The organism is Pseudonocardia ammonioxydans, from assembly GCF_900115005.1.
Lineage (GTDB): Bacteria > Actinomycetota > Actinomycetes > Mycobacteriales > Pseudonocardiaceae > Pseudonocardia > Pseudonocardia ammonioxydans.
Genome location: NZ_FOUY01000019.1, coordinates 83,577 through 103,968 on the forward strand (window position 1 = coordinate 83,577; position 20,392 = coordinate 103,968).

Genomic DNA, 20,392 nt, shown 5'->3' on the forward strand with positions numbered 1-20,392 from the left:
GGCCGGGCGGGTCGGCACGGCCTGGCCGCCGGATCCGTCGTACGCATAGCCTGTCGGCGTGGCGGTGCACCTGACTCGGATCTACACGAAGACCGGCGACGACGGGACCACGGCACTCGGTGACTTCAGCCGGGTCCGCAAGACCGACGCCCGGCTGGCGGCCTACGCCGACACCGACGAGGCGAACGCCGCGCTCGGCGTCGCGGTGACGGTCGGCGGGCTGGCCGAGCGGATCGTCGACCCGCTCCGGCAGATCCAGAACGACCTGTTCGACGTCGGCGCCGATCTCTGCACGCCGATCGTGCCCGACCCGGAGTACCCGCCGCTGCGGGTCACCGAGGGCTACGTGACGCGGCTCGAGAACTGGTGCGACGAGTTCAACCCGGAGCTGCCGAAGCTCCGCTCGTTCATCCTGCCCGGCGGCACCCCGGGTGCGGCCCACCTGCACGTCGCCCGCACGGTCACCCGGCGCGCCGAGCGGTCGGTGTGGGCGCTGCTCGAGGCCGACGCCGAGCACACCAACCCGTTGACGGCGCAGTACCTCAACCGGCTCTCGGACCTGCTGTTCATCCTGGGCCGGCTCGCGAACCCCGACGGCGACGTGCTGTGGCAGCCGGGCGGTCCGCACGGGGCGCCCGACGCCGGCGGTGTCGAGGACACCGCTGCCGCGGACGACACGGCCTGAGACACACGACAGGCGCCTCCCGTCACCCGGGGGGCGCCTGGTCAGGACGCTGCGCGGTACCCGTGCCGGCCCGGCGGCGTGGCCTCCAGCCACGCCAGGAAGCCGGTGCGGACGTCCTGGGACATCGCGAGCTCGACGTCGATCTCCCGGCCCCACGCGTCACGGCCCCGGCAGCGGAGCACCTCGACCGCCATCGGGATCGCGAACTCCTCCGACCGGTGCGGCGGGCGTCGTTCCACGATCTCCAGCTTCGCGCGGTCGAGCACCACGGTGGCGCCGATGCGCAGGCTGGTCAGCCGGTACCAGCCGAACCGCTCACCCTCGTAGCGGCCGACCCCGAAGTGCCAATCCGTGACAGCGAAACGGCGGCGCAGACACAGGTCCACGCCGCCGTTGCGCATGAGTCGTACCCGCCGTACGGCGAGCCAGATCAGCGGGGCGACCAGACACAGCAGCAGAACTCCGACGATCGCCGCAATGAGTCCCACCACCGTGCCGGCTTCCGTCCTAGTTGGCCTCGGCCGCCCGCAGGCGGGCCTCGGCCCGGGCCTTCGCCGCCTTGCCCGCGTCCGAGTCGTCGGCACGTTCGAGCGCCCGCTGGGCGCGCGCCGTGTCGATCTCGTCGGCCTGCTCGGCGAACTCCGCCAGGATCGACACCCGCTCCGCGGACACCGACAGGAAGCCGCCGTGCACCGCGATGGTGCGCTTCGCGCCGTCGGTGGAGTCGATCCGGACGACGCCGGCCTCCTCCAGCTGGGCCAGCATCGGCTGGTGGCCGGGCATGATGCCGACCTCACCGACGGTGGTGCGGGCGAGCACGAACCGCGCGTCGCCCGACCACAGCCGGCGCTCCACGGAAACCAGTTCCACAGTCATCTCAGCAGGCATCGTGAGCCTCCGCTGTCCCTTCGCTCCGCAAGCTCCGCTCAGCCCTCGAGCTTCTTGCGGTTCTTCTCCAGGTCGTCCAGACCACCACAGAGGAAGAACGCCTGCTCGGGCACGTCGTCGAACTCACCCTTGGCGATCTTGTCGAACGCCTCGATGGTCTCCTTGAGCGGGACCGTCGATCCGGGCTGCTGGGTGAACTGCTCGGCGACCAGCAGGTTCTGCGACAGGAAGCGCTCGATCCGCCGCGCCCGGCCGACGAGCTGCTTGTCCTCCTCGGACAGCTCATCGATGCCGAGGATGGCGATGATGTCCTGCAGGTCGTTGTACTTCTGCAGGATCCGCTTGACCTCGTTGGCGACGCGGAAGTGCTCGTCACCGACGTACTGCGGGTCCAGGATCCGCGACGTCGAGGTCAGCGGGTCCACCGCCGGGTAGATCCCCTTCTGGGAGATCGGCCGGGACAGCTCGGTGGTGGCGTCGAGGTGGGCGAACGTGGTCGCCGGCGCCGGGTCGGTGTAGTCATCCGCGGGGACGTAGATCGCCTGCATCGAGGTGATCGACCGGCCCCGGGTCGAGGTGATCCGCTCCTGCAGCTCGCCCATCTCGTCGGCCAGGGTGGGCTGGTACCCCACCGCGGACGGCATCCGGCCCAGCAGGGTGGAGACCTCCTGGCCGGCCTGGGTGAACCGGAAGATGTTGTCGATGAACAGCAGGACGTCCTGGTCCTGCGCGTCCCGGAAGTACTCCGCCATCGTCAGCGCCGACAGCGCGACGCGCATACGGGTGCCCGGCGGCTCGTCCATCTGACCGAACACCAGCGCGGTGTTCTTCATGACGCCCGACTCGGTCATCTCCGTGATGAGGTCGTTGCCCTCACGGGTCCGCTCACCGACACCGGCGAAGACCGAGGTGCCGCCGAAGTTGAGCGCGACACGCTGGATCATCTCCTGGATCAGCACGGTCTTGCCGACGCCGGCACCGCCGAACAGGCCGATCTTGCCGCCGACCACGTACGGCGTCATCAGGTCGAGGACCTTGATGCCGGTCTCCAGCATCTCGGTCTTGCCCTCGAGCTGGTCGAACCGCGGCGCCTTCTGGTGGATCGAGCGCAGGTCGCCGGTGAACTGGATGTTCGGGTCGTCCAGGCAGTCGCCGAGCGCGTTGAACACGTGCCCCTTGACCTGGTCGCCCACCGGCACCGAGATCGGACGGCCGAGGTCGGTGACCTCCTGGCCGCGGACCACGCCGTCGGTCGGCTGCATGGAGATGGCGCGGACCAGGTTGTCACCCAGGTGCTGGGCGATCTCCAGGGTCAGCTTGCGGTGGTCGCCGGAGAGGTCGACCTCCAGGGACAGCGCGTTGAGCAGGTCCGGGACCTGGTCGCGCGGGAACTCGACGTCGACGACCGGGCCGGTCACCTGGACGACGCGCCCGGTGATCGCGCCCGTGGCGGTGTTGGCCGTGGGATCGGCAGTTGCGGTCATCAGCTCTCACTTCCTGAACTCGCGAGCGCGTCGACCCCACCGACGATCTCGCTGATCTCCTGGGTGATCTGCGCCTGACGAGCCTGGTTGGCCTCCAACGTCAGACTACGGATCAGGTCGTTGGCGTTGTCGGTCGCGGCCTTCATGGCCCGCTGCCGGTTCGCCGACTCCGACGCCGCCGACTCCAGCAGGGCCGCGTAGAGCCGGGCCCCGATGTACTTCGGCAGCAGCGCGTCGAACAGCGTGTCCGCGTCCGGCTCGAACTCGTACAACGCCTGCGGGCCCTGGCTCTCGCCGCGGGACGGCTGCGCCTCCGGCCCGGTCTCGGCGTCGGGGTCCGCCGCAGCGGACACGCCGCCGGAGTACTCGACCTCCAGCGGCGCCATCCGGCGCGCCTGCGGAACCTGGGTGATCATGTTCTTGAAGCTGGTGTAGACGAGGTGGAGCTCGTCCACGCCCTGAACGCCGTCGGCATTGCCCTCGGCGTCGTCGGCGCCCGCCATGAACGCCGACACCAGCGTCTTCGCCGCCGCGGCCGCGTGCTCGTAGCCGGGCTGCTCGGAGAAGCCGGTCCAGGACTGCTCGATCTCCCGGTTGCGGAACCGGTAGTAGGAGACGCCCTTGCGGCCGATCACGTAGAGCACCGGCTCCTTGCCCTGCTCACGGAGCAGGGACTGCAGCTGCTCGGCCTCCTTGAGCACGTTGGCGTTGTAGCCGCCGCACTGGCCGCGGTCACTGGTGACGACCAGGACCGCGGCCCGCTTCGGCTGCTCCCGCTCGACGAGCAGCGGGTGGTCCAGCGCCGAGTTGGTCGCGAGCTCGGACAGCGTGCTCGTCATCAGCTCGGCGTAGGGACGTGCCTCGTCCACCCGCGCCCGGGCCTTCGCGATCCGCGAGGTCGCGATCAGCTCCTGGGAGCGGGTGATCTTCTTGATGGACTGCGTCGACCGGATACGCCGGCGCAGCACCCGGATCTGTGCCGCCATCGGGTATCAGCCTCAGCTCTTCTTGTTGACCGTGACGGTCTCCTGCTCGACGTCGTCCTCGTCGAGGGCCTCGGCGGGCTTCTCGTTCGGGACGACCGAGGAACCGTCGGAGGTGGTGAACTCGTTGCGCTTGAACTGGTCGACGGCCTTGTTCAGCGTCTCGATCGCGTCGTCCGAGAGCTTGCCCGTCTCCTGGATCTCGTTCAGCGGGCCGGTGGCGTGCCGGCGGGAGTACTCACGGAACTCCGCCTCGAAGCGCTGCACGTCCGCGACCGGCACCGAGTCCAGCTTGCCGGTGGTGCCCAGCCAGATCGAGACGACCTGGTCCTGCACCGCGACCGGCGAGTACTGAGCCTGCTTGAGCAGCTCCACCAGGCGCTCACCGCGGCCCAGCGAGGCGGCCGACGCGGCGTCGAGGTCGGAACCGAAGGCGGCGAACGCCTCCAGCTCGCGGTACTGGGACAGGTCCAGACGCAGCGAACCCGACACCGTCTTCATGGCCTTGACCTGGGCGTCACCGCCGACCCGGGAGACCGAGATACCGACGTTGATCGCCGGCCGGACGCCCTGGTTGAACAGGTCGGACTCGAGGAAGACCTGGCCGTCGGTGATCGAGATGACGTTGGTCGGGATGTAGGCCGACACGTCGTTCGCCTTGGTCTCGATGATCGGCAGGCCGGTCATCGACCCCGCGCCGAGGTCGTCGGAGAGCTTCGCGCAACGCTCCAGCAGCCGCGAGTGCAGATAGAACACGTCGCCCGGGTAGGCCTCGCGGCCCGGCGGGCGGCGCAGCAGCAGCGAGATGGCGCGGTAGGCCTCGGCCTGCTTGGAGAGGTCGTCGAAGACGATCAGGACGTGCTTGCCCTGGTACATCCAGTGCTGGCCGATGGCCGAGCCGGTGTAGGGGGCGAGCCACTTGTAGCCGGCCGGGTCGGACGCCGGGGCGGCGACGATCGTCGTGTAGTCCAGCGCGCCGGCGTCCTCGAGGGACTGCCGCACACCGGCGATCGTCGAGCCCTTCTGGCCGATGGCGACGTAGATGCAGCGGACCTGCTTCGTCGGGTCGCCGGAGTCCCAGTTCTCCTTCTGGTTGATGATCGTGTCGACGCAGACCGCGGTCTTGCCGGTCTTGCGGTCGCCGATCACCAGCTGGCGCTGGCCGCGCCCGATCGGCGTCATGGCGTCGATCGCCTTGATGCCGGTCTGCAGCGGCTCGCTCACCGACTGGCGCTGCATGACCGAGGCGGCCTGCAGTTCCAGCACGCGGCGGGAGTCGGTCTCGACGTCACCGAGGCCGTCGATCGGGTTGCCGAGCGGGTCGACGACCCGGCCCAGGTAGCCCTCGCCGACCGGGACCGAGAGGACCTCGCCGGTCCGGGTGACCTGCTGGCCCTCCTCGATGCCGGTGTAGTCGCCGAGGATGACGGCGCCGATCTCGTTCTGCTCCAGGTTCAGCGCGACGCCACGGACGCCGCCCTCGAACTCGAGCAGCTCGTTGGTCATGGCCGAGGGCAGGCCCTCGACGTGGGCGATGCCGTCACCGGTGTCGGCCACGGTCCCGACCTCACGCCGGGACGTGCCGCTCTCCAGCGACGAGACGTAGCTGGAGATCGCACTCCGGATCTCCTCGGAGGAGATCGTCAGCTCTGTCATGGCTGCGTCGTTCCTTCTCTCGAACGGGGTCTGAGATCGTGCCGCCGGATCGGCGCCTCGGTGTCTCAGCAGGTCAGCTGGGCAGGGACCGGCGCGCGGCGGCGAGTCTGCCCGCCACGCTGCCGTCGATGACCTCGCCGCCGACCTGCACGACCAGTCCTCCGAGGAGGTCCGGGTCGAGCTCGACCTGCAGGGAGATCGTGCGGCCGTAGATCCGGCCGAGGGATTCCGCGAGCTTCGACTCCTGGTCGGGAGTGAGCGCCACGGGGGTGCGCACCTTCGCCACCGAACGGTCCCGGCGGGCCGCGGCGAGCTCGGAGAGCTCCTCCGCGACGACCTCCAGGTGCCGGCCGCGGGGCAGCCGGACCGCCTCGCGCAGCAGCGTCGCCGTGACCGGGTAGACCCGGTCCCCGAGCACGCTGTCCAGCAGCTGGACGCGTCCCTGCACCGGTCGCGCGGTGTCGGCGAGCAGGGTGTTGAGTTCGGGCTCGCGACCGAGGATCCGGCCGAAGCGGAAGAGCTGATCCTCGACCTCATCGAGCGACCCGTTCTTGTCCGCGATGGCGATGGCGGCCTGGCGGGCCAGCACCTCGGTCGCCGTGACGAGGTCACGGGTCTTGGACCAGCGGCTGCGCACCAGCTCGATGACCAGGTCGACCGTCGACTGGGACAGCTGCCCGCCGAACAGCCGCCGGACCAGGTCCGCCCGGACCTCCTCCGGCGAGGCGGAGTCGGCCAGCAGGCGCTGGATCGCGCGCTCGCCGTCCAGGAACCGGGCCACCGCGAACAGCTCGTCCGCGGTCGCGGTCAGGTCCCGGGCCGACGCACCGTCGACGTAGGCGTCCAGCCGCTCGGTCAGCGCGGCCAGCGCGTCCCGGGAGGCGGGCTGCAGGACCTGTGCCATCAGTTCGCCCCGGTCCGCTGCGCCACGCCCTGCTGGTCGAGCTCGCCGAGGAACGAGTCGATCGTCGCGGAGCGGCGCGAGTCGTCGGCGAGCTGCTCACGCAGCAGGCGCTCGGCCAGCTGCACCGACAGGCCGCCGACCTCGCCACGCAGCGCGCGCTGCGCGGCATCGCGGGCGGCAGTGACCTGCTCCTCGCCGCGGGCCTTGATGCGGGCTGCCTCCTGCTCGGCCTCCTCGCGGAGCTCCGCCTTGATCTGCTGGCCCTCGGCCCGGGCGTCGTCGCGGATGCGCGCCGCCTCGGCCCGCAGACCGGCCAGCTGGTCCTCGTACTCCTTCTTCAGCCGGTCCGCCTGCTCCTGCGTCTCCTGAGCGCGCTTCAGACCGCCCTCGATCGCGTCGGTCCGCTCCTCGTAGAGCTTCTCGAAACGCGGGACCGCGAACTTCCACAGCACGAACAGCAGGATCGCGAACGCCACGACGCCGAGGATGAGCTCGGCAGGCAGCGGGATGATCGGCAGCGGTTCCTCGGCGGCGAGAATCAGTTCCACCGTGTGTCCTTCCCTGACAGGGCCGCCGGTTGGACGACCGGCATGGGGATGATCGACCGCTGCTTACTGCGCGATGAAGAACAGCACCAGGCCGATCAGCATGACCAGCTCGGCGAGCACGAAGGTGGTCCAGCCGATACCCATGAGCTGGCCGCGCGCCTCCGGCTGGCGGGCGGTGCCGCTGATGACGGCCGACCAGATCAGGCCGACGCCGATGCCGGCGCCGATGGCGCTGGCGCCGAAGCCGATGGCCGCGAGGCCGGGGTTGATGTCGGCGGCCTGGGCCAGCACCTGGGTGGTGGTCGTGTTCACTTCGGTTTCCTTCCGTCGGGTCCGCGGTGATGCGGGTCGTTCGGTGGGTCGGGCCGGACGAGCCGGCGGATCGGATCGGCGCTCACGCGCCGGTGGTCTAGTGGTCCTCCGAGATCGCTGCGCCGATGTAGACCGCGGCGAGCAGGGCGAAGACGTAGGCCTGGATGACCTGGACCAGCGCCTCCAGGAACGTGAAGCCGATCCCGGCGACGAACACCAGGGGCGCCGGAATCGTGAGCGCACCACCGGCGAAGAGCAGGAACTCCGCACCCACCGCCGCCAGGGCGATGATCAGGTGGCCGGCGAACATCGCGGCGAACACACGCAGTGCCAGCGAGAGCGGCTGGAAGAGGAACTTCTGCAGCAGCTCGATGATGATGATGAGCGGCGCGATGAAGACCGGCACGCCGGGCGGCAGCGCGGCGTGCTTGATGTAGCCGGCGAACCCGTGCTTCTTGAACCCGGCGTAGTGGTAGAAGACGTAGACGAAGATCGCCAGCGCGAGCGGGAAGCCGATCCGCGACATCGTCGGGAACTGGATCACCGGGACGATCGCGAAGAGGTTGTTGACCAGGATGAAGCTGAACAGTCCCAGGATCAGCGGGATGAACCGCTTGAAGTCCTCGGAGCCGATCTGGTCCCGGGCCATGGTGTTGCGCGGGATGTCGTAGAAGGACTCGAGGAGGAACTGACCCTTGCCCGGGACGATCGCCATCCGGCGGGTGCCGAGCGTGAACACCGCGACGACGATGATCAGCGACAGCACCGCGAGCACCATCGGCTTCGTGACATCACCGAAGATCGGCGGGAAGTTGAACAGTCCCGCGCCGGGGGGCGTGAACTCCTCGGCCGCCAGTACCAACGTGCCCAATGGGGGTCCTTCCGGTGCTCCCGTCCCGCATACACGCGAAACGGGGGATCGCCTGCAAGGTGCCTCGTGGCTCGATGCGTTTCCGGGCGCCCGGGTCGAAACACCGGAAGTCACCCACATCGCCTACGGGGCGGATGTTATCAGCCGTACTTCTACAGCATGTCGGGGGCTGGCACGCAGCTCACCTGCGCCTTCGCGCCACGAAACGATCTTGAAAGCGACCCCGTGCGGCGGTCGCCGCAACCGTGCCACCGGACCCGGATCCGCCTCACCGGTCGCCTCGCCCCGGCGGCCGCGGCGGACTCGCCGGGACCCGTGTCCGGAAGGCCTGAACCCGGCAAATCGGTCGTCGATCCCCAGGTCAGACGTTCGAGGAATCCGGTTCCGCCCCGATCAGGATTTTCAGTTTGCTGCCGGCCCATGCCTCCGCCGCAGTCGTCGTGACGAACACGGCGAGCAGTGTGACGGCCAGTGACGTGCGGTGCAGCGCGGGCGCCCCGCCGAGCGTGAACAGCGCGAGCAGCAGGAGGATCGCCTTGGCGGCGAGGCCGCCGAATGAGGCCAGCATCACAGCGCCGGGTTCGAGGTGGGTCGTCCGGAGCATGAGGGCCGGGGTGAGCAGCGCGGACCCGGTGGCCAGCAGGCCGCCGAGCCCGGCGCCGTAGAGCCCCGGGAGCCCCTCGGCCACCGTCGCGACGACGATGCAGATCAGCGAGGTGACCCCGCCGACCAGGGCGGCGCCACGGGCCATCGAGCCCGAGAGCCGCCGGATCACCTGCGCCTGACCGACGGCGGGACCGTCGTAGTCCACCGTCCCCCAGCGGTCCCATCGCCACACGGTTCGGCCGTCCCTCCGGATCAAGACCCGCCCCACCTGCAGGGACGTGTGCGTCCACGGTAGCGGCGGGCCCCGACACCGGCGGCGGGGACCCGGGGCGCGGGTGGTCCGGGACCGCCATCCGTGACCCCGGACACCTGCGCGGAAGGTGAGGTCGGGGCGGCTGCCGGATCCGGCCGTCCTGTCGCCCGCGGCTGGGCGTCTCGTGGCCCGACCCTCCCGCCGCCCTTCGGCTGGGCGTCGCATCGCCCCCGCCGGCGCGCCGGCCCGCTGTCCCGCTTCCTCCCTGGCCCGCTGCCCCGCTGCGCCCCGCCGCCCCGCTCAGCCTCACCGCCCCGCTCTGCCCCACCGTTCCGCTCCGCCCGCCGTCCCGCTCACTCTCCGTCCCTCACCTCCCCGCCGTCCCGTCGCCTCGCCGACGTCGTCCGCATCGGCGTTCCGCGGAACGCGCCGGGTCGTCCTCCGGTGTCCGGCCGGCGGGCCGCGACGCCGGCTCGTGTCGGCCAGGCGCCTCCGGTCGGCGTCCGACGACGGGCTGCGACGACCTGTTCCGCGGAACGGGCCGGCGCCGGCGCCGCCACTCCCCCGGTCACGACTGCCCGGTGTCAGCGCCCTCGTGGTGCCGCCCTCGCGGTGCTGTCCTCACGGCCCTGACTTCGCGGCGTCCGGCCGATCGCGTTCCGCGGAACGCGGTCGAGCGCCGGCCGCACGCGGGAAGCCGGCGCGCGGGAAGTCGGCACCGACGGCGTTCAGCGGAACCGCAGCCCGCGCCGGCACACGAAACACCGCCTCCGGGAGCGTTCCGCGGAACACAGCGGAACGGGCTCCGCGGAACACGGTGCGGTACCCGCCGCCGCGGGAGACCGCTACCGCTGCGTTCCGCGGAACACGGCGCGACGTGCACCGGCACCCGGGAGAACGAGCCCCGCTGCGTCCCCGGAACACAGCGCGACGCGCGCCGACATCCGGGAGAACGGGCTCCGCTGCGTTCCGCGGAACTTGGGGCGGCGCGCGCCGAAACCTGGAAGGCCGACGTCTCGGGTTCCGCGGAACGCGGTGCCCACGTACCGGTACCCGGAACCGGTGGCCCACTGCGTTCCGCGGAACGCGGCCGGCGGCGGGGACGGCGGCCGCGGGATCGGCAGCGGGATCGGCAGGGGCGGCGGTCGCGGGATCGGCTGCGGCTTCGGCGGGAGGCGGCGGCCGTGGGGTCGGCAGCGGCTTCGGCAGGGGCGGCGGTCGCCGGGGGGACCGGCCCGCAGTACATGTCGGTCGGACGATCCGGCGTTCCGCGGAACACCCCGTACCGTCGTTGCGGGTGGGCGCGCCGCAGCTCCGGGACGTTCCGCGGAACATCTTCCGGGGCCACCCGCCCGATCCACGGTCGCCCGCGTTCCGCGGAACGCCCGGGAGTCGGCACCGCCACCTGCCGGTCGCTCCGCCGTGCCGGCTCCGCAGTCCCCCAGGACACGCCGGAGTCCGGCACTACCGCCTGCACGGCCACTCGACATCCCGGCCGTGCCGCCGGTGAACCACAGCTCGGCGGTCCCGGCGCTGCCCCCGGATACGGGTCCCGGTGACGCCTCCCCGGCCGTCCCGGCCGAGGGAACCACCCGGAGATCTGTTCCGCGGAACGCCTCACAACGGCGCCGGACCCGCACCAGCGGGGCCGTCTCGGACGTCGTGCCCACGATGGACGGCACCCACGGGTTCGACGAGCTTCCCCGCGCCGCGTTCCGCGGAACGCTCCCGAGGGGCCGGCGCGGCGTGCGGTCAGGAACCGCTGTCGTCGCGGGGGCCGGGGGGCGGCGCGGTCGGGACGGTCGGCTGCTCAGCACCGCGGCGCCGGGGGTGCTCGTCGGCGCCCCGGGGCGCGACAGCGTCCGGAGCAGGGTCCGGCGGCGTGTGCAGGCCGGCGTCCGGGTGGACGGGTGTCCCGTCCGCCGTGATCGATCCGGGGTCGCGGGACCGTACCGACCCCGCCGGGGCGCCGTGGTGCCCCGGCAGCACAGCATCGGGCGTGGGAACGGGCGGGGGCGGACCGGCCGACGTCGGCACGCGGCCCGGCGGGCGGCGCGGCGGCTCGGCACCTCCGGGGACGGGCGTCTCGCCGGGCCGGTGGGGTGGCGGATCCGCCGGCCGACGGGGTGGCACGCCGTTCCCCGGCGGCGGTCCCGGCCGGTGCGGTGCCCGGGCGAGCCCCGGATCCGGTGCTTCCTGGGGCGGGCGCGGCATCGCGCCGTTCCCCGGAACCGGCGAGTCTCCCGGCCGGTGCGGCATCGCGCCGTTCCCCGGAACCGGCGGCGCCGGACGGTGCGCTGCCCCGGCACTGCCCGGAACGGGCGCGCCCCCCGGCCGGTGCGGCGTCGCACCGTTCCCCGAACCGGGCGGACCGGGCGGACCCCCGGGCCGCTGCGGCGCCGCATCGCCGGCCCGGCCGGGTGCTCCCGCAGGATGGTGCGGCGGCGTCCCGACGTCCGGCGCCGGTCGCTGCGCGGACCGGTCCGGCCCGCCAGGGCCCGGCGTCTCCCGCCGAGGTCCCGGGGTACCGGGAGCCGCGGTGCCGGGAGCCGCGGTGCCGGGAGCCGACGCACCGGAGGCGGGGACGTCATCGGCCGCGGCGACCGGTGCAGCAGCGGCCGCGGCCCGCCGGCGCGAGCGGTGCGGGACCGCGGAGGCCACGAACGCGATGATCAGCGCCACGGCGGTCGCGGCCAGCACCAGCCAGGTCTGCGGCACGAGCGCCAGCGCCACCGCACCGAAGGCGATCACGGCCACCCACAGGTAGGCCAGCAGCACCGCGCGCCGGTGACTGTGCCCGACCTGGAGCAGCCGGTGGTGCAGGTGCATCTTGTCCGGGCTGAACGGGCTCGTGCCCGCCCGTGTCCGGCGGACGATGGCGAGCAGCAGGTCCAGCGTCGGGATGAACACGATCCCGATCACGACCAGGATCGGGGCGATCAGCGCGAGCAGGTCGGTCCCGGAGGTCTCGTCGCTGTAGGTCAGCTTCCCCGAGGCGCTCGTCACCGCCGCGGACAGCATCACCCCGACCAGCATCGAGCCGGTGTCGCCCATGAAGATCCGGGCAGGGTTGAAGTTGTGCGGCAGGAACCCCAGACAGGCCCCGGCCAGCACGACCGCGATGAGCGCCGGGGTGAACGCGGCCGGGTCGTTGCCGTTCTCGCTGATCAGCCCGATGCAGAACACGGCCGTCGCGAGGGTGGCGATGAGGCCGATGCCGGCGGCCAGGCCGTCCAACCCGTCGACGAAGTTCATCGCGTTGACCAGGCCGACGGTCAGCAGCACGGTGAGCAGCACGCCCTGGCCCTGGCCCAGGGACAGCAGCGAGCCGGAGATCCCGGTCCCGCCGCCGCCCAGCGGGATCCAGATCATCATCCACTGGACCCCGTAGAGGACCAGCAGCCCGCCGGCCGTCACCTGGGCGGCGAACTTGGTGACGGCGTCGAGGTCGTAGCGGTCGTCGAGCAGCCCCACCCCGACGAGCAGGGCCGTCGCGACGACGACGCCGATCACCTCGGTGCTGCCCTCGAAGTACGCCAGCCGCAACGCGGGTAGCTGCAGGGCCAGCACCAGCCCGGCGAGGACCCCGCCGAACATCGCGAGGCCGCCCCACCGCGGGGTCGGGGTGACGTGCACGTCCCGGCCCCGCGGCCAGGCGACGGCGCCCGCCTTGAGGGCGAGCATGCGAACGGGACCGGTCAGCAGCAGCGTGACCCCACCGGAGACCAGGCCGACCAGCAGGAACTCCCGAATCGGAAGTCCGCTGCTCAGCTGGTCCACCGGCACGTCGGGTACGCCGCCTCTCCGACTCCGCTCGCTCTCAGGTCACCCCCGAGGGTAGGCGGGTGCCTTCCGCACGAGTGCGGTGACCGCCTCGGCGACGTTGCGCAGCTCGGCGTCACCGGCCGTGGTGTCGTGCTCGGCCTTGACCGCCCGGGCGAGCAGCGAGCCGATCTCGGCCATGTCGGTCTCGGTCATCCCCTGCGTGGTGACGCTCGGGGACCCGACCCGGATGCCCGACGGCTTCATCGGCGGAGCCGGGTCGTAAGGGATGGCGTTCTTGTTCAGGCTGATCCCGGCCCGGTCGCAGCGGGTCTCGGCGTCGCCACCGGTGACGCCGATCGGACGCAGGTCCATCAGCGCGAGGTGGTTGTCGGTCCCGCCGGAGACTGCCCGCATGCCCTCGGACTCCAGGCTCTTGGTCAGCGCCTGGGCGTTCGCGACGACCTGGCGGGCGTAGGCCTGGTACTCCGGCTGCGCGGCCTCCCGCATCGCGACGGCCTTCGCCGCGACCGCGTGCATCAGCGGACCACCCTGCGAGAACGGGAAGACCGCCTTGTCGATGGCCTTGGCGTGCTCCTCGCGGCACAGCACCATGCCGCCGCGCGGGCCGCGCAGCACCTTGTGCGTGGTCGCGGTGACGACATCGGCGTAGGGCACCGGCGACGGGATCGCCTGCCCGGCGACGAGGCCGATGAAGTGCGCGGCGTCGACCATCAGCTTGGCGCCGACCTCGTCGGCGATCTCGCGGAAGATCTTGAAGTCGATCAGCCGCGGGTAAGCGGTCGCACCCGCAATGATGATCTTCGGCTGGTGCTGCTTGGCCAGGTCACGGACCTGGTCGTAGTCGATGATCTCGGTGTCCTCACGCACCAGATAGGAGACCGCGTTGAACCACAGGCCAGAGAAGTTGACCTTGCTGCCGTGCGTCAGGTGGCCGCCCTGCTTGAGGTCCATGGCCAGCACGGTGTCGCCCGGCTTGGCGAACGCGGCGTAGGCGGCGAGGTTGGCGCTCGCCCCGGAGTGCGGCTGCAGGTTGACGTGCTCGGCGCCGAAGAGCTCCCTGGCGCGGGCGTTGCCGATGTTCTCGGCCTGGTCGACCACGCCGCAGCCGCCGTAGTACCGACGGCCGGGGTAGCCCTCGGCGTACTTGTTGGACAGGGTCGACCCGAGTGCCGCCAGCACCGCCGGGCTGGTCAGGTTCTCGCTCGCGATGAGCTGGAGTCCGCCGCGGAGGCGATCCAGCTCGTCCAGCACGACTCCCGCGATCTCGGGATCCTGCTGCTGCAGTGCGGAGAAGTCCGGGCCCCAGAAGGTCTGCTCACTCACGACCGGAGAGGTTACCCGCCCGGATCGTCCCTGACTGTGCCCCTGACGAAGCGATCACACCTCGGATCAGGGCCGGTCGACCTCCTGGCCGGTGACCTCCTCGACCTGTTCGGCGGTCACCGATCCCACACGGAGCAGGCGCGGGCGGACGCCGGTCAGGTCGACGATCGTGGACGCCACCGGGTCGCCGGACGGGCCCCCGTCCAGGTACACCCCGACGCTGCCGGCGAGCTGGGTGATCGCCTCGCTGACGTTCGACGCGGGCGGGTTGCCCGAGGTGTTCGCGCTGGACACGGCCATCGGCCCGACCTCGCGCAGCACCTCCAGCGCCACCGGGTGCAGCGGCATCCGCAGCATCACGGTGCCGTGGGTGCTGCCGAGGTCCCAGGCCAGCGACGGCGCGTGCTCGAGGACCAGCGACACCTCGCCCGGCCAGAACGCCTCGATCAGCGACCGGGCCGACTGCGGGACGCTGGTGACCAGGCCGTCGATCGTGTGCCAGGACCCGACGAGGACACCGACCGGCATGTCCGGGCCGCGCCGCTTCGCGGCGAGCAGCCCGCGCACCGCGGTGCCGTTGAAGGCGTCGCAGCCGAGCCCGTAGACGGTGTCGGTCGGCATCACGACGAGCTCCCCGCCACGGACGGCACGGGCCGCTGCGCTCAGGCCACGCTCCCGCTCGGCCGGGTTGCTGCAGTCGAACAGCTGCTGCGACGGTGCCGCATTCGGGACGCTCACGGCTCGCGAGAGTAGGCCGTCGGCCCTGTGAGCGGAAAAGCGGGCCCTGACCGCGTTATCCACTCACGGCCTGCCGCCGAGCGGTGACGAAGCGGGGACGGCCGGTCAGGTCCCGGTGCTCGGTCACCTCGGTGAGGGTGCGCCTGCGGCGCAGCAGCGCGGGCACCGTCTCGCCGTGCGTGTCGTCGTGCTCGATCGCCAGCGACCCGCCGTGCCGCAGCCAGCCGGTCGCGCCGCGGACCACCGCCTGGATGATCTCGGTCCCGTCCGGTCCGCCGAACACCGCGGTCGCCGGGTCCCAACGCTCGACCTCGGGCGGGACCGCGGTGCCGTCCGGCACGTAGGGCGGGTTGCAGACGACCAGGTCGACCTTGGCCTCGAGCTCGACCAGCAGGTCCGGCCACCGCACGTCGGCGACGTGCAGGGTCACCGGGCGGCCACCGCGCTCGGTGTGCGCGGCGAGGTTGCGGCGGGTCCAGGACAACGCGGCCGGGTCGGCCTCGAGGGCGTGCACGGCGGCGTCCGGCCGGGAGACGGCGAACGCGAGCGCCAGCGCGCCCGAGCCGGTGCACAGGTCCAGCACCACCGGCCGCCGGACATCGCCGATCGCCTCGAGCCCCCACTCCAGCAGCAGCTCGGTCTCCGGGCGGGGGGTGAACACACCCGGGCCCACGGCCACCTCGACCGGCCCGAGGACGGCGGTGCCGAGGATGTGCTGCAACGGTTCCCGGGTCACCCGGCGCTCGACCAGCGCGGTCAGGCGCTCGACGACGTCGGGGTCGACGAGCGGGATCATCGGCAGTGTCGACCGGCTCGCCCCGACCACGTGCGCGGCGAGGAGCTCGGCGTCCACCCGCGGCGACGCGACCCCGGCCGCGGCCAGGGCGCGCTCGGCCTCCGCGATCGCCACCCGCAGTGGCAGCCGGCTCCCGGCGGCGTTCCTGGTCACGCCCCCAGTGTCACCCGTCCCCGGGCGACCGGACGGCCCGACCGCACGTGACGTGACCGGAAGATCACCCGGCCGGGGGGTCACGCGCCCCCGCTCTCCCCCGCCATCGCCTCGGCGCGCTCGGCCGCGGTGAGCGCGGCGACGACGTCGGCCAGGTCGCCGTCGAGCACCGTGGACAGGTTGTGGGCCTTGAACCCGACCCGGTGGTCGGAGATCCGGTTCTCCGGGAAGTTGTAGGTGCGGATCCGCTCGGACCGGTCGACGGTGCGCACCTGGGAGCGGCGCTGCTCCGACGCCTCGGCGGCCGCCTCCATCTCCGCCTTCGCCTGCAGCCGGGCCCGCAGGACCTCCAGCGCGCGCGCCTTGTTCTGCAGCTGGGACCGCTCGTTCTGGCAGCTCACGACGATGCCGCTGGGCAGGTGGGTGACCCGGACCGCGGAGTCGGTGGTGTTGACGCTCTGCCCGCCGTGCCCGGAGGCACGGAACACGTCGACGCGGATGTCCTTGTCGTCGATGCGGACGTCGGGGGTCTCGTCGGCGTCCGGGAACACCAGGACACCGGCGGCGGAGGTGTGGATGCGGCCCTGTGACTCGGTGACCGGCACCCGCTGCACCCGGTGCACGCCGCCCTCGAACTTCAGCGACGCCCACACGCCGTGAACGGGCTCCACCGCCGACGTGGCCCGGACCGAGATCGTCACGTCCTTGTACCCGCCCAGGTCGGACGGCGTGGAGCCGAGCACCTCGACCTTCCAGCCGCGGGACTCGGCGTAGCGGGTGTACATCCGGACCAGGTCCCCGGCGAACAGCGCGGACTCCTCGCCGCCCTCACCGGACTTGACCTCCATCAGGATGTCGTCGGCGTCGTGCGGGTCGCGCGGCACGAGCAGCTCGGCCAGCCGGGTCTCGAGCTCGACCACGCGGACGTCGAGGGTGTCCGCCTCACTCGCGAACGCCTTGTCCTCCGCAGCGAGCTCGCGGGCCGTGTCGCGGTCGTCACGGGCCCGGGCCAGCTCGTTCGCGCAGGCCACCACCGGTCCGAGCCGGGCGTAGCGGCGCCCCAGCTTCCGCGCCTGGGTCTGGTCGGCGAGCACCTCGGGATCGGCGAGGCGCTGCTCCAGCTCGGCGTGCTCGTCGAGCAGTGCGCCGACCGACTGCGCGGTGGATGCCGGGGTGGCTGCCATGACTGGGGTTCCTTCGGGTTCGCCGGGATACCGCTGCCGAGAAGCGAAACGGCGCCCGCCTCCTCGTGCGGGCGAGGAGACGGGCGCCGGATCGGTGGCTACTTGGCTGCGGGCTTGCGCTTCCCGTAGCGGGCCTCGAAGCGGGCCACACGGCCGCCGGAGTCCAGGATCTTCTGCTTGCCGGTGTAGAACGGGTGGCAGGCGGAGCAGACCTCGACGGTGATCGAGCCGTTCGACCGGGTGCTGCGGGTGGTGAACTGGTTGCCGCAACCACAGAGGACCTGGGTCTCGACGTACTGAGGGTGGATGCCCTCGCGCATGGGATTCTCCTCTCGATGGCGCCGGGTCCCGCGAGCACTGCCCGTGCGGGTGAACCGGAGCCGGGAAGCTGACGCTCCATTGAACCACCGGGGCCCCGGTGGAATTCCCACCGGGGCCCCGGTGCACGAGCTGTGCCGATGTTTCGCTCGGCAAGCCTCGCTCAGTCGTCGTCCTTGCCGGGCGTGTTCTTCGCGACCTGCATCAGGAACTCGATGTTGGTCTTCGTCTTCTTGAGCCGGTCGAGCACCAGGTCGATCGCCTGCTGGTCGTCCAGCGCGGCGAGGACACGGCGGAGCTTGACCATCACCGCGTGCTCGTCCGGCGACATCAGCAGCTCCTCCTTGCGGGTGCTGCTGTCGCCGACGTCGATCGCCGGGAAGATCCGCTTGTCGGCGATCTTCCGGTCGAGCTTGAGCTCGGCGTTACCGGTGCCCTTGAACTCCTCGAAGATCACCGTGTCCATCGTGGACCCGGTCTCGACGAGCGCGGTCGCGAAGATGGTCAGCGAGCCGCCGTCCTCGATGTTGCGCGCGGCACCCAGGAAACGCTTCGGCGGGTACAGCGCGGTCGAGTCGACACCACCGGACAGGATCCGGCCCGACGCCGGCGCGGCCAGGTTGTAGGCCCGGCCCAGGCGGGTGATGTTGTCCAGCAGGACGACGACGTCGTGCCCCATCTCCACCAGGCGCTTCGCCCGCTCGATGGAGAGCTCGGCGACCGTGGTGTGGTCCGACGGCGGGCGGTCGAAGGTCGAGGCGATGACCTCGCCCTTCACCGACCGCTGCATGTCGGTGACCTCCTCCGGCCGCTCGTCGACGAGGACGACCATGAGGTGGCACTCGGGGTTGTTCGTCGTGATCGCGTTGGCGATGTTCTGCATGATCGTGGTCTTGCCCGCCTTCGGCGGGGACACGATCAGTGCACGCTGGCCCTTGCCGACCGGCATCACCAGGTCGATGACCCGGGTGGTCAGCTGGGTCGGCTCGGTCTCCAGGCGCAGCCGCTCGTTCGGGTAGAGCGGGGTCAGCTTGGTGAACTCCGGCCGCTGGCGCGCGGCCTCCGGGTCGCGCCCGTTGATGGTGTCCACCCGGACCAGCGGGTTGAACTTCTGCCGCTGCTGCTCGCCCTCGCGGGGCTGGCGGACCGCACCGGTGATGGCGTCACCACGGCGCAGGCCGTTCTTGCGCACCATCGACATCGAGACGTAGACGTCGGTCGGGCCGGACAGGTAGCCGGTGGTCCGCACGAACGCGTAGTTGTCCAGGATGTCGACGATGCCGGCGACCGGCAGCAGGACGTCGTCGTCGCGGATCTCGGTGTCGACGTTGCCGCCGCCACCCCCGCGCTCGCGGTCCCGGCCGCGGCGGCGGTCGCGGAACCGGCGGCCGCGGCGACCGCGGCCGTCACCGTCGTCACCGTCGTCGTCCACGCGGTTGTCGCGGTTGTTGTTGCGGTTGTTCCGCCCACCGCCGTCGTTGTCGCCGCCGCCGTTGTCGTTGCGGTCGTTGCGGTTGCGACCGCCCCGGCCGCCGCCGTTGTTGTCGCCGCCGCCGTTGTCGCTGCGGTTGCCGTCGTTGCGGTTGCGACCGCCCCGGCCGCCGCCGTTGTTGTCGCCGCCGCCGTTGTCGCTGCGGTTGCTGTCGTTGCGGTTGCTGTCGCCGCGGTTGCTGTCGTTGCGGTTGCGGCCACCGTCACCACGACCACCGTCGGTGCGACCACTGTCCGTGCGGCCACCGTCGGTGCGGCCACCGTCGGTGCGGCCACTGTCGCTGCGGCCGTCCTCGGTGCCCGTGTCCGGCTGGCCGTCCTTCTGACCGCCGTCGTCGCCCTGACCGCCCCGGCGACGGGTGCGGGAGCGACGGCCGCCGTCGGCGCCGTCGGAGTTCCGGTCGCCCTTGCGGTCGTCCCCGCCGGGCGCGTCGTCCGGGCTCCCCGGCGTCGCCGGCGCCTCGGCGGGCGCCGCCTGCGCGGCCGGAGCGCTCGCCTCGGCCGGAGCACTCGACTCGACGGCCGGAGCGGACTCGGCGGACTGCTTCGCCCGGGTGGTGCGCGGCTTGCGCTCGGCCTTCGGCTCGTCGGCCGGGGCCGCCGCCTCCACCGGAGCCGCCGCAGCCGCCGGCTCCGCCGCGGCGGGCTCGGCCGAGGTGTCGGGGGCACCGGCCGGGCGGCTGGCCGTACGACGACGGCGGGCCCGCGGAGCGGGTGCCTCCGCCTGCTCACCGCCCGCGGCGGGGGCCTGGTCGGCGCCGTCCGCAGCGCTCCGACCAGCACCGTTGGTGCTGCCCGAGGTCGCGGCCGGCTCCTCGAGGGGGAGCGTCGGGGTGTCGGCGCCGTCGGACCCGGCCTTGGCACGGGGCTTGCGCGCCGGGGTGGCGGCTCCGCCCTGCCGCTCCTTGATGGCCGCGATCAGGTCGCCCTTACGCATGCCGGAGATGTCCGGGACGTTCAGCTCGGTGGCCAGCTGTCGCAGCTCGGCCAGCACCATGCCGGACAGGCCGCCACGACGGCGGGGTGCCGCCTCGGTCGATGCGGTCCCGGTACCGGCGAGATCGGTCTCGCTCACAGAGTTCCTTCCTGACCGACCCGGTTGTCCTGTCCAGGTCAGGGGATGTCACACGCTCGACCGGCACGGAGAGCCCGTACCGGCAGCATTCACAGATGGAGCCCCCACGACGACGTCGCGGGAGTCAGGCCGCCCGTTCGGAGATCCGAATCCGGTCAGAAAGAGGGATCGGGCGAGCGGGCCCGGCCGCAAGACTACGCCGATGTCGCGTGGATCGCCATGCAGGGGCGAGACTAGACGTATCCCCCCGCGGCAGCAACAACACCCCACCTTCGGCGCGCCGTCGCATGTGGTCACGTCGGTCACGTCCGGACGAGGGCATGCCCCGCACCGTGGTA

Annotated in this window: 18 protein-coding genes; 1 reads left to right on the plus strand and 17 read right to left on the minus strand. The window is 72.0% G+C overall.

What is annotated here, in order from left to right; all coding sequences use genetic code 11:
• The first annotated feature begins 58 nt into the window (after positions 1-58).
• Positions 59-685 (plus strand): cob(I)yrinic acid a,c-diamide adenosyltransferase, encoded by a 627-nt coding sequence (locus tag BM093_RS18835; protein ID WP_093345678.1) that lies wholly within the window; start codon positions 59-61, stop codon positions 683-685.
• A gap of 41 nt (positions 686-726) precedes the next feature.
• Here the strand turns inward: BM093_RS18835 and BM093_RS18840 are convergent, their stop codons facing one another.
• The 17 genes from BM093_RS18840 to rho form a co-directional block, all read right to left on the minus strand.
• The gene (locus tag BM093_RS18840; RefSeq protein WP_245773625.1) at positions 727-1,176 is read right to left on the minus strand and encodes a DUF2550 domain-containing protein; all 450 of its coding nucleotides are present in this window, start codon (positions 1,174-1,176) and stop codon (positions 727-729) included.
• 16 nt (positions 1,177-1,192) lie between these two features.
• Positions 1,193-1,561, minus strand: coding sequence for a F0F1 ATP synthase subunit epsilon (locus BM093_RS18845; RefSeq protein WP_093345683.1), 369 nt, complete (start codon positions 1,559-1,561; stop codon positions 1,193-1,195).
• 50 nt (positions 1,562-1,611) lie between these two features.
• Positions 1,612-3,057, minus strand: coding sequence for a F0F1 ATP synthase subunit beta (atpD, locus tag BM093_RS18850; protein ID WP_093345687.1), 1,446 nt, complete (start codon positions 3,055-3,057; stop codon positions 1,612-1,614).
• A complete protein-coding gene (locus BM093_RS18855; protein ID WP_093345692.1) occupies positions 3,057-4,043 on the minus strand; it encodes a F0F1 ATP synthase subunit gamma in 987 nt (328 codons plus the stop codon). Before BM093_RS18855 ends, atpD begins: the two co-directional genes overlap by 1 nt.
• A 12-nt stretch (positions 4,044-4,055) precedes the next feature.
• Entirely contained in the window at positions 4,056-5,696 is a 1,641-nt protein-coding gene (atpA, locus tag BM093_RS18860; RefSeq protein WP_093345696.1) for a F0F1 ATP synthase subunit alpha, read from the minus strand.
• Positions 5,697-5,769: 73 nt separating this feature from the next.
• Positions 5,770-6,600, minus strand: a complete 831-nt coding sequence (locus tag BM093_RS18865) for a F0F1 ATP synthase subunit delta (RefSeq protein WP_177238570.1) — start codon at positions 6,598-6,600, stop codon at positions 5,770-5,772.
• Positions 6,600-7,148: a F0F1 ATP synthase subunit B gene (locus BM093_RS18870; RefSeq protein ID WP_093345699.1), complete on the minus strand. Its 549-nt coding sequence runs from the start codon at positions 7,146-7,148 to the stop codon at positions 6,600-6,602. The genes BM093_RS18865 and BM093_RS18870 overlap by 1 nt, the downstream gene beginning before the upstream one ends.
• Before the next feature lie 63 nt (positions 7,149-7,211).
• Positions 7,212-7,460 (minus strand): ATP synthase F0 subunit C, encoded by a 249-nt coding sequence (locus tag BM093_RS18875; RefSeq protein WP_281248713.1) that lies wholly within the window; start codon positions 7,458-7,460, stop codon positions 7,212-7,214.
• A 97-nt stretch (positions 7,461-7,557) separates the two neighbouring features.
• Positions 7,558-8,331: a F0F1 ATP synthase subunit A gene (atpB, locus tag BM093_RS18880; protein WP_093345704.1), complete on the minus strand. Its 774-nt coding sequence runs from the start codon at positions 8,329-8,331 to the stop codon at positions 7,558-7,560.
• Positions 8,332-8,692: 361 nt separating this feature from the next.
• The gene (locus tag BM093_RS18885; RefSeq protein WP_143105437.1) at positions 8,693-9,169 is read right to left on the minus strand and encodes a Cg1360 family ATP-synthase-associated protein; all 477 of its coding nucleotides are present in this window, start codon (positions 9,167-9,169) and stop codon (positions 8,693-8,695) included.
• Positions 9,170-10,942: 1,773 nt separating this feature from the next.
• On the minus strand, positions 10,943-12,970 hold the full coding sequence (locus tag BM093_RS38200) for a hypothetical protein (RefSeq protein WP_342743021.1): 2,028 nt from the start codon (positions 12,968-12,970) through the stop codon (positions 10,943-10,945).
• Between the two features lie 45 nt (positions 12,971-13,015).
• The gene (locus BM093_RS18895; RefSeq protein WP_093345714.1) at positions 13,016-14,299 is read right to left on the minus strand and encodes a serine hydroxymethyltransferase; all 1,284 of its coding nucleotides are present in this window, start codon (positions 14,297-14,299) and stop codon (positions 13,016-13,018) included.
• Between the two features lie 66 nt (positions 14,300-14,365).
• Entirely contained in the window at positions 14,366-15,037 is a 672-nt protein-coding gene (locus BM093_RS18900) for an L-threonylcarbamoyladenylate synthase (protein ID WP_245773626.1), read from the minus strand.
• 55 nt (positions 15,038-15,092) lie between these two features.
• Positions 15,093-15,986, minus strand: a complete 894-nt coding sequence (prmC, locus tag BM093_RS18905; RefSeq protein WP_093345718.1) for a peptide chain release factor N(5)-glutamine methyltransferase — start codon at positions 15,984-15,986, stop codon at positions 15,093-15,095.
• A gap of 80 nt (positions 15,987-16,066) precedes the next feature.
• Positions 16,067-17,170 carry a peptide chain release factor 1 gene (prfA, locus tag BM093_RS18910; RefSeq protein WP_093345723.1) on the minus strand — a complete coding sequence of 368 codons (1,104 nt, stop codon included), beginning with the start codon at positions 17,168-17,170 and terminating at the stop codon, positions 16,067-16,069.
• A 98-nt stretch (positions 17,171-17,268) separates the two neighbouring features.
• On the minus strand, positions 17,269-17,490 hold the full coding sequence (gene rpmE / locus BM093_RS18915; protein WP_093345728.1) for a 50S ribosomal protein L31: 222 nt from the start codon (positions 17,488-17,490) through the stop codon (positions 17,269-17,271).
• A gap of 161 nt (positions 17,491-17,651) precedes the next feature.
• Complete coding sequence (gene rho / locus BM093_RS18920) at positions 17,652-20,054, minus strand: transcription termination factor Rho (RefSeq protein WP_425439176.1); 2,403 nt, start codon at positions 20,052-20,054, stop codon at positions 17,652-17,654.
• Positions 20,055-20,392 lie beyond the last annotated feature (338 nt).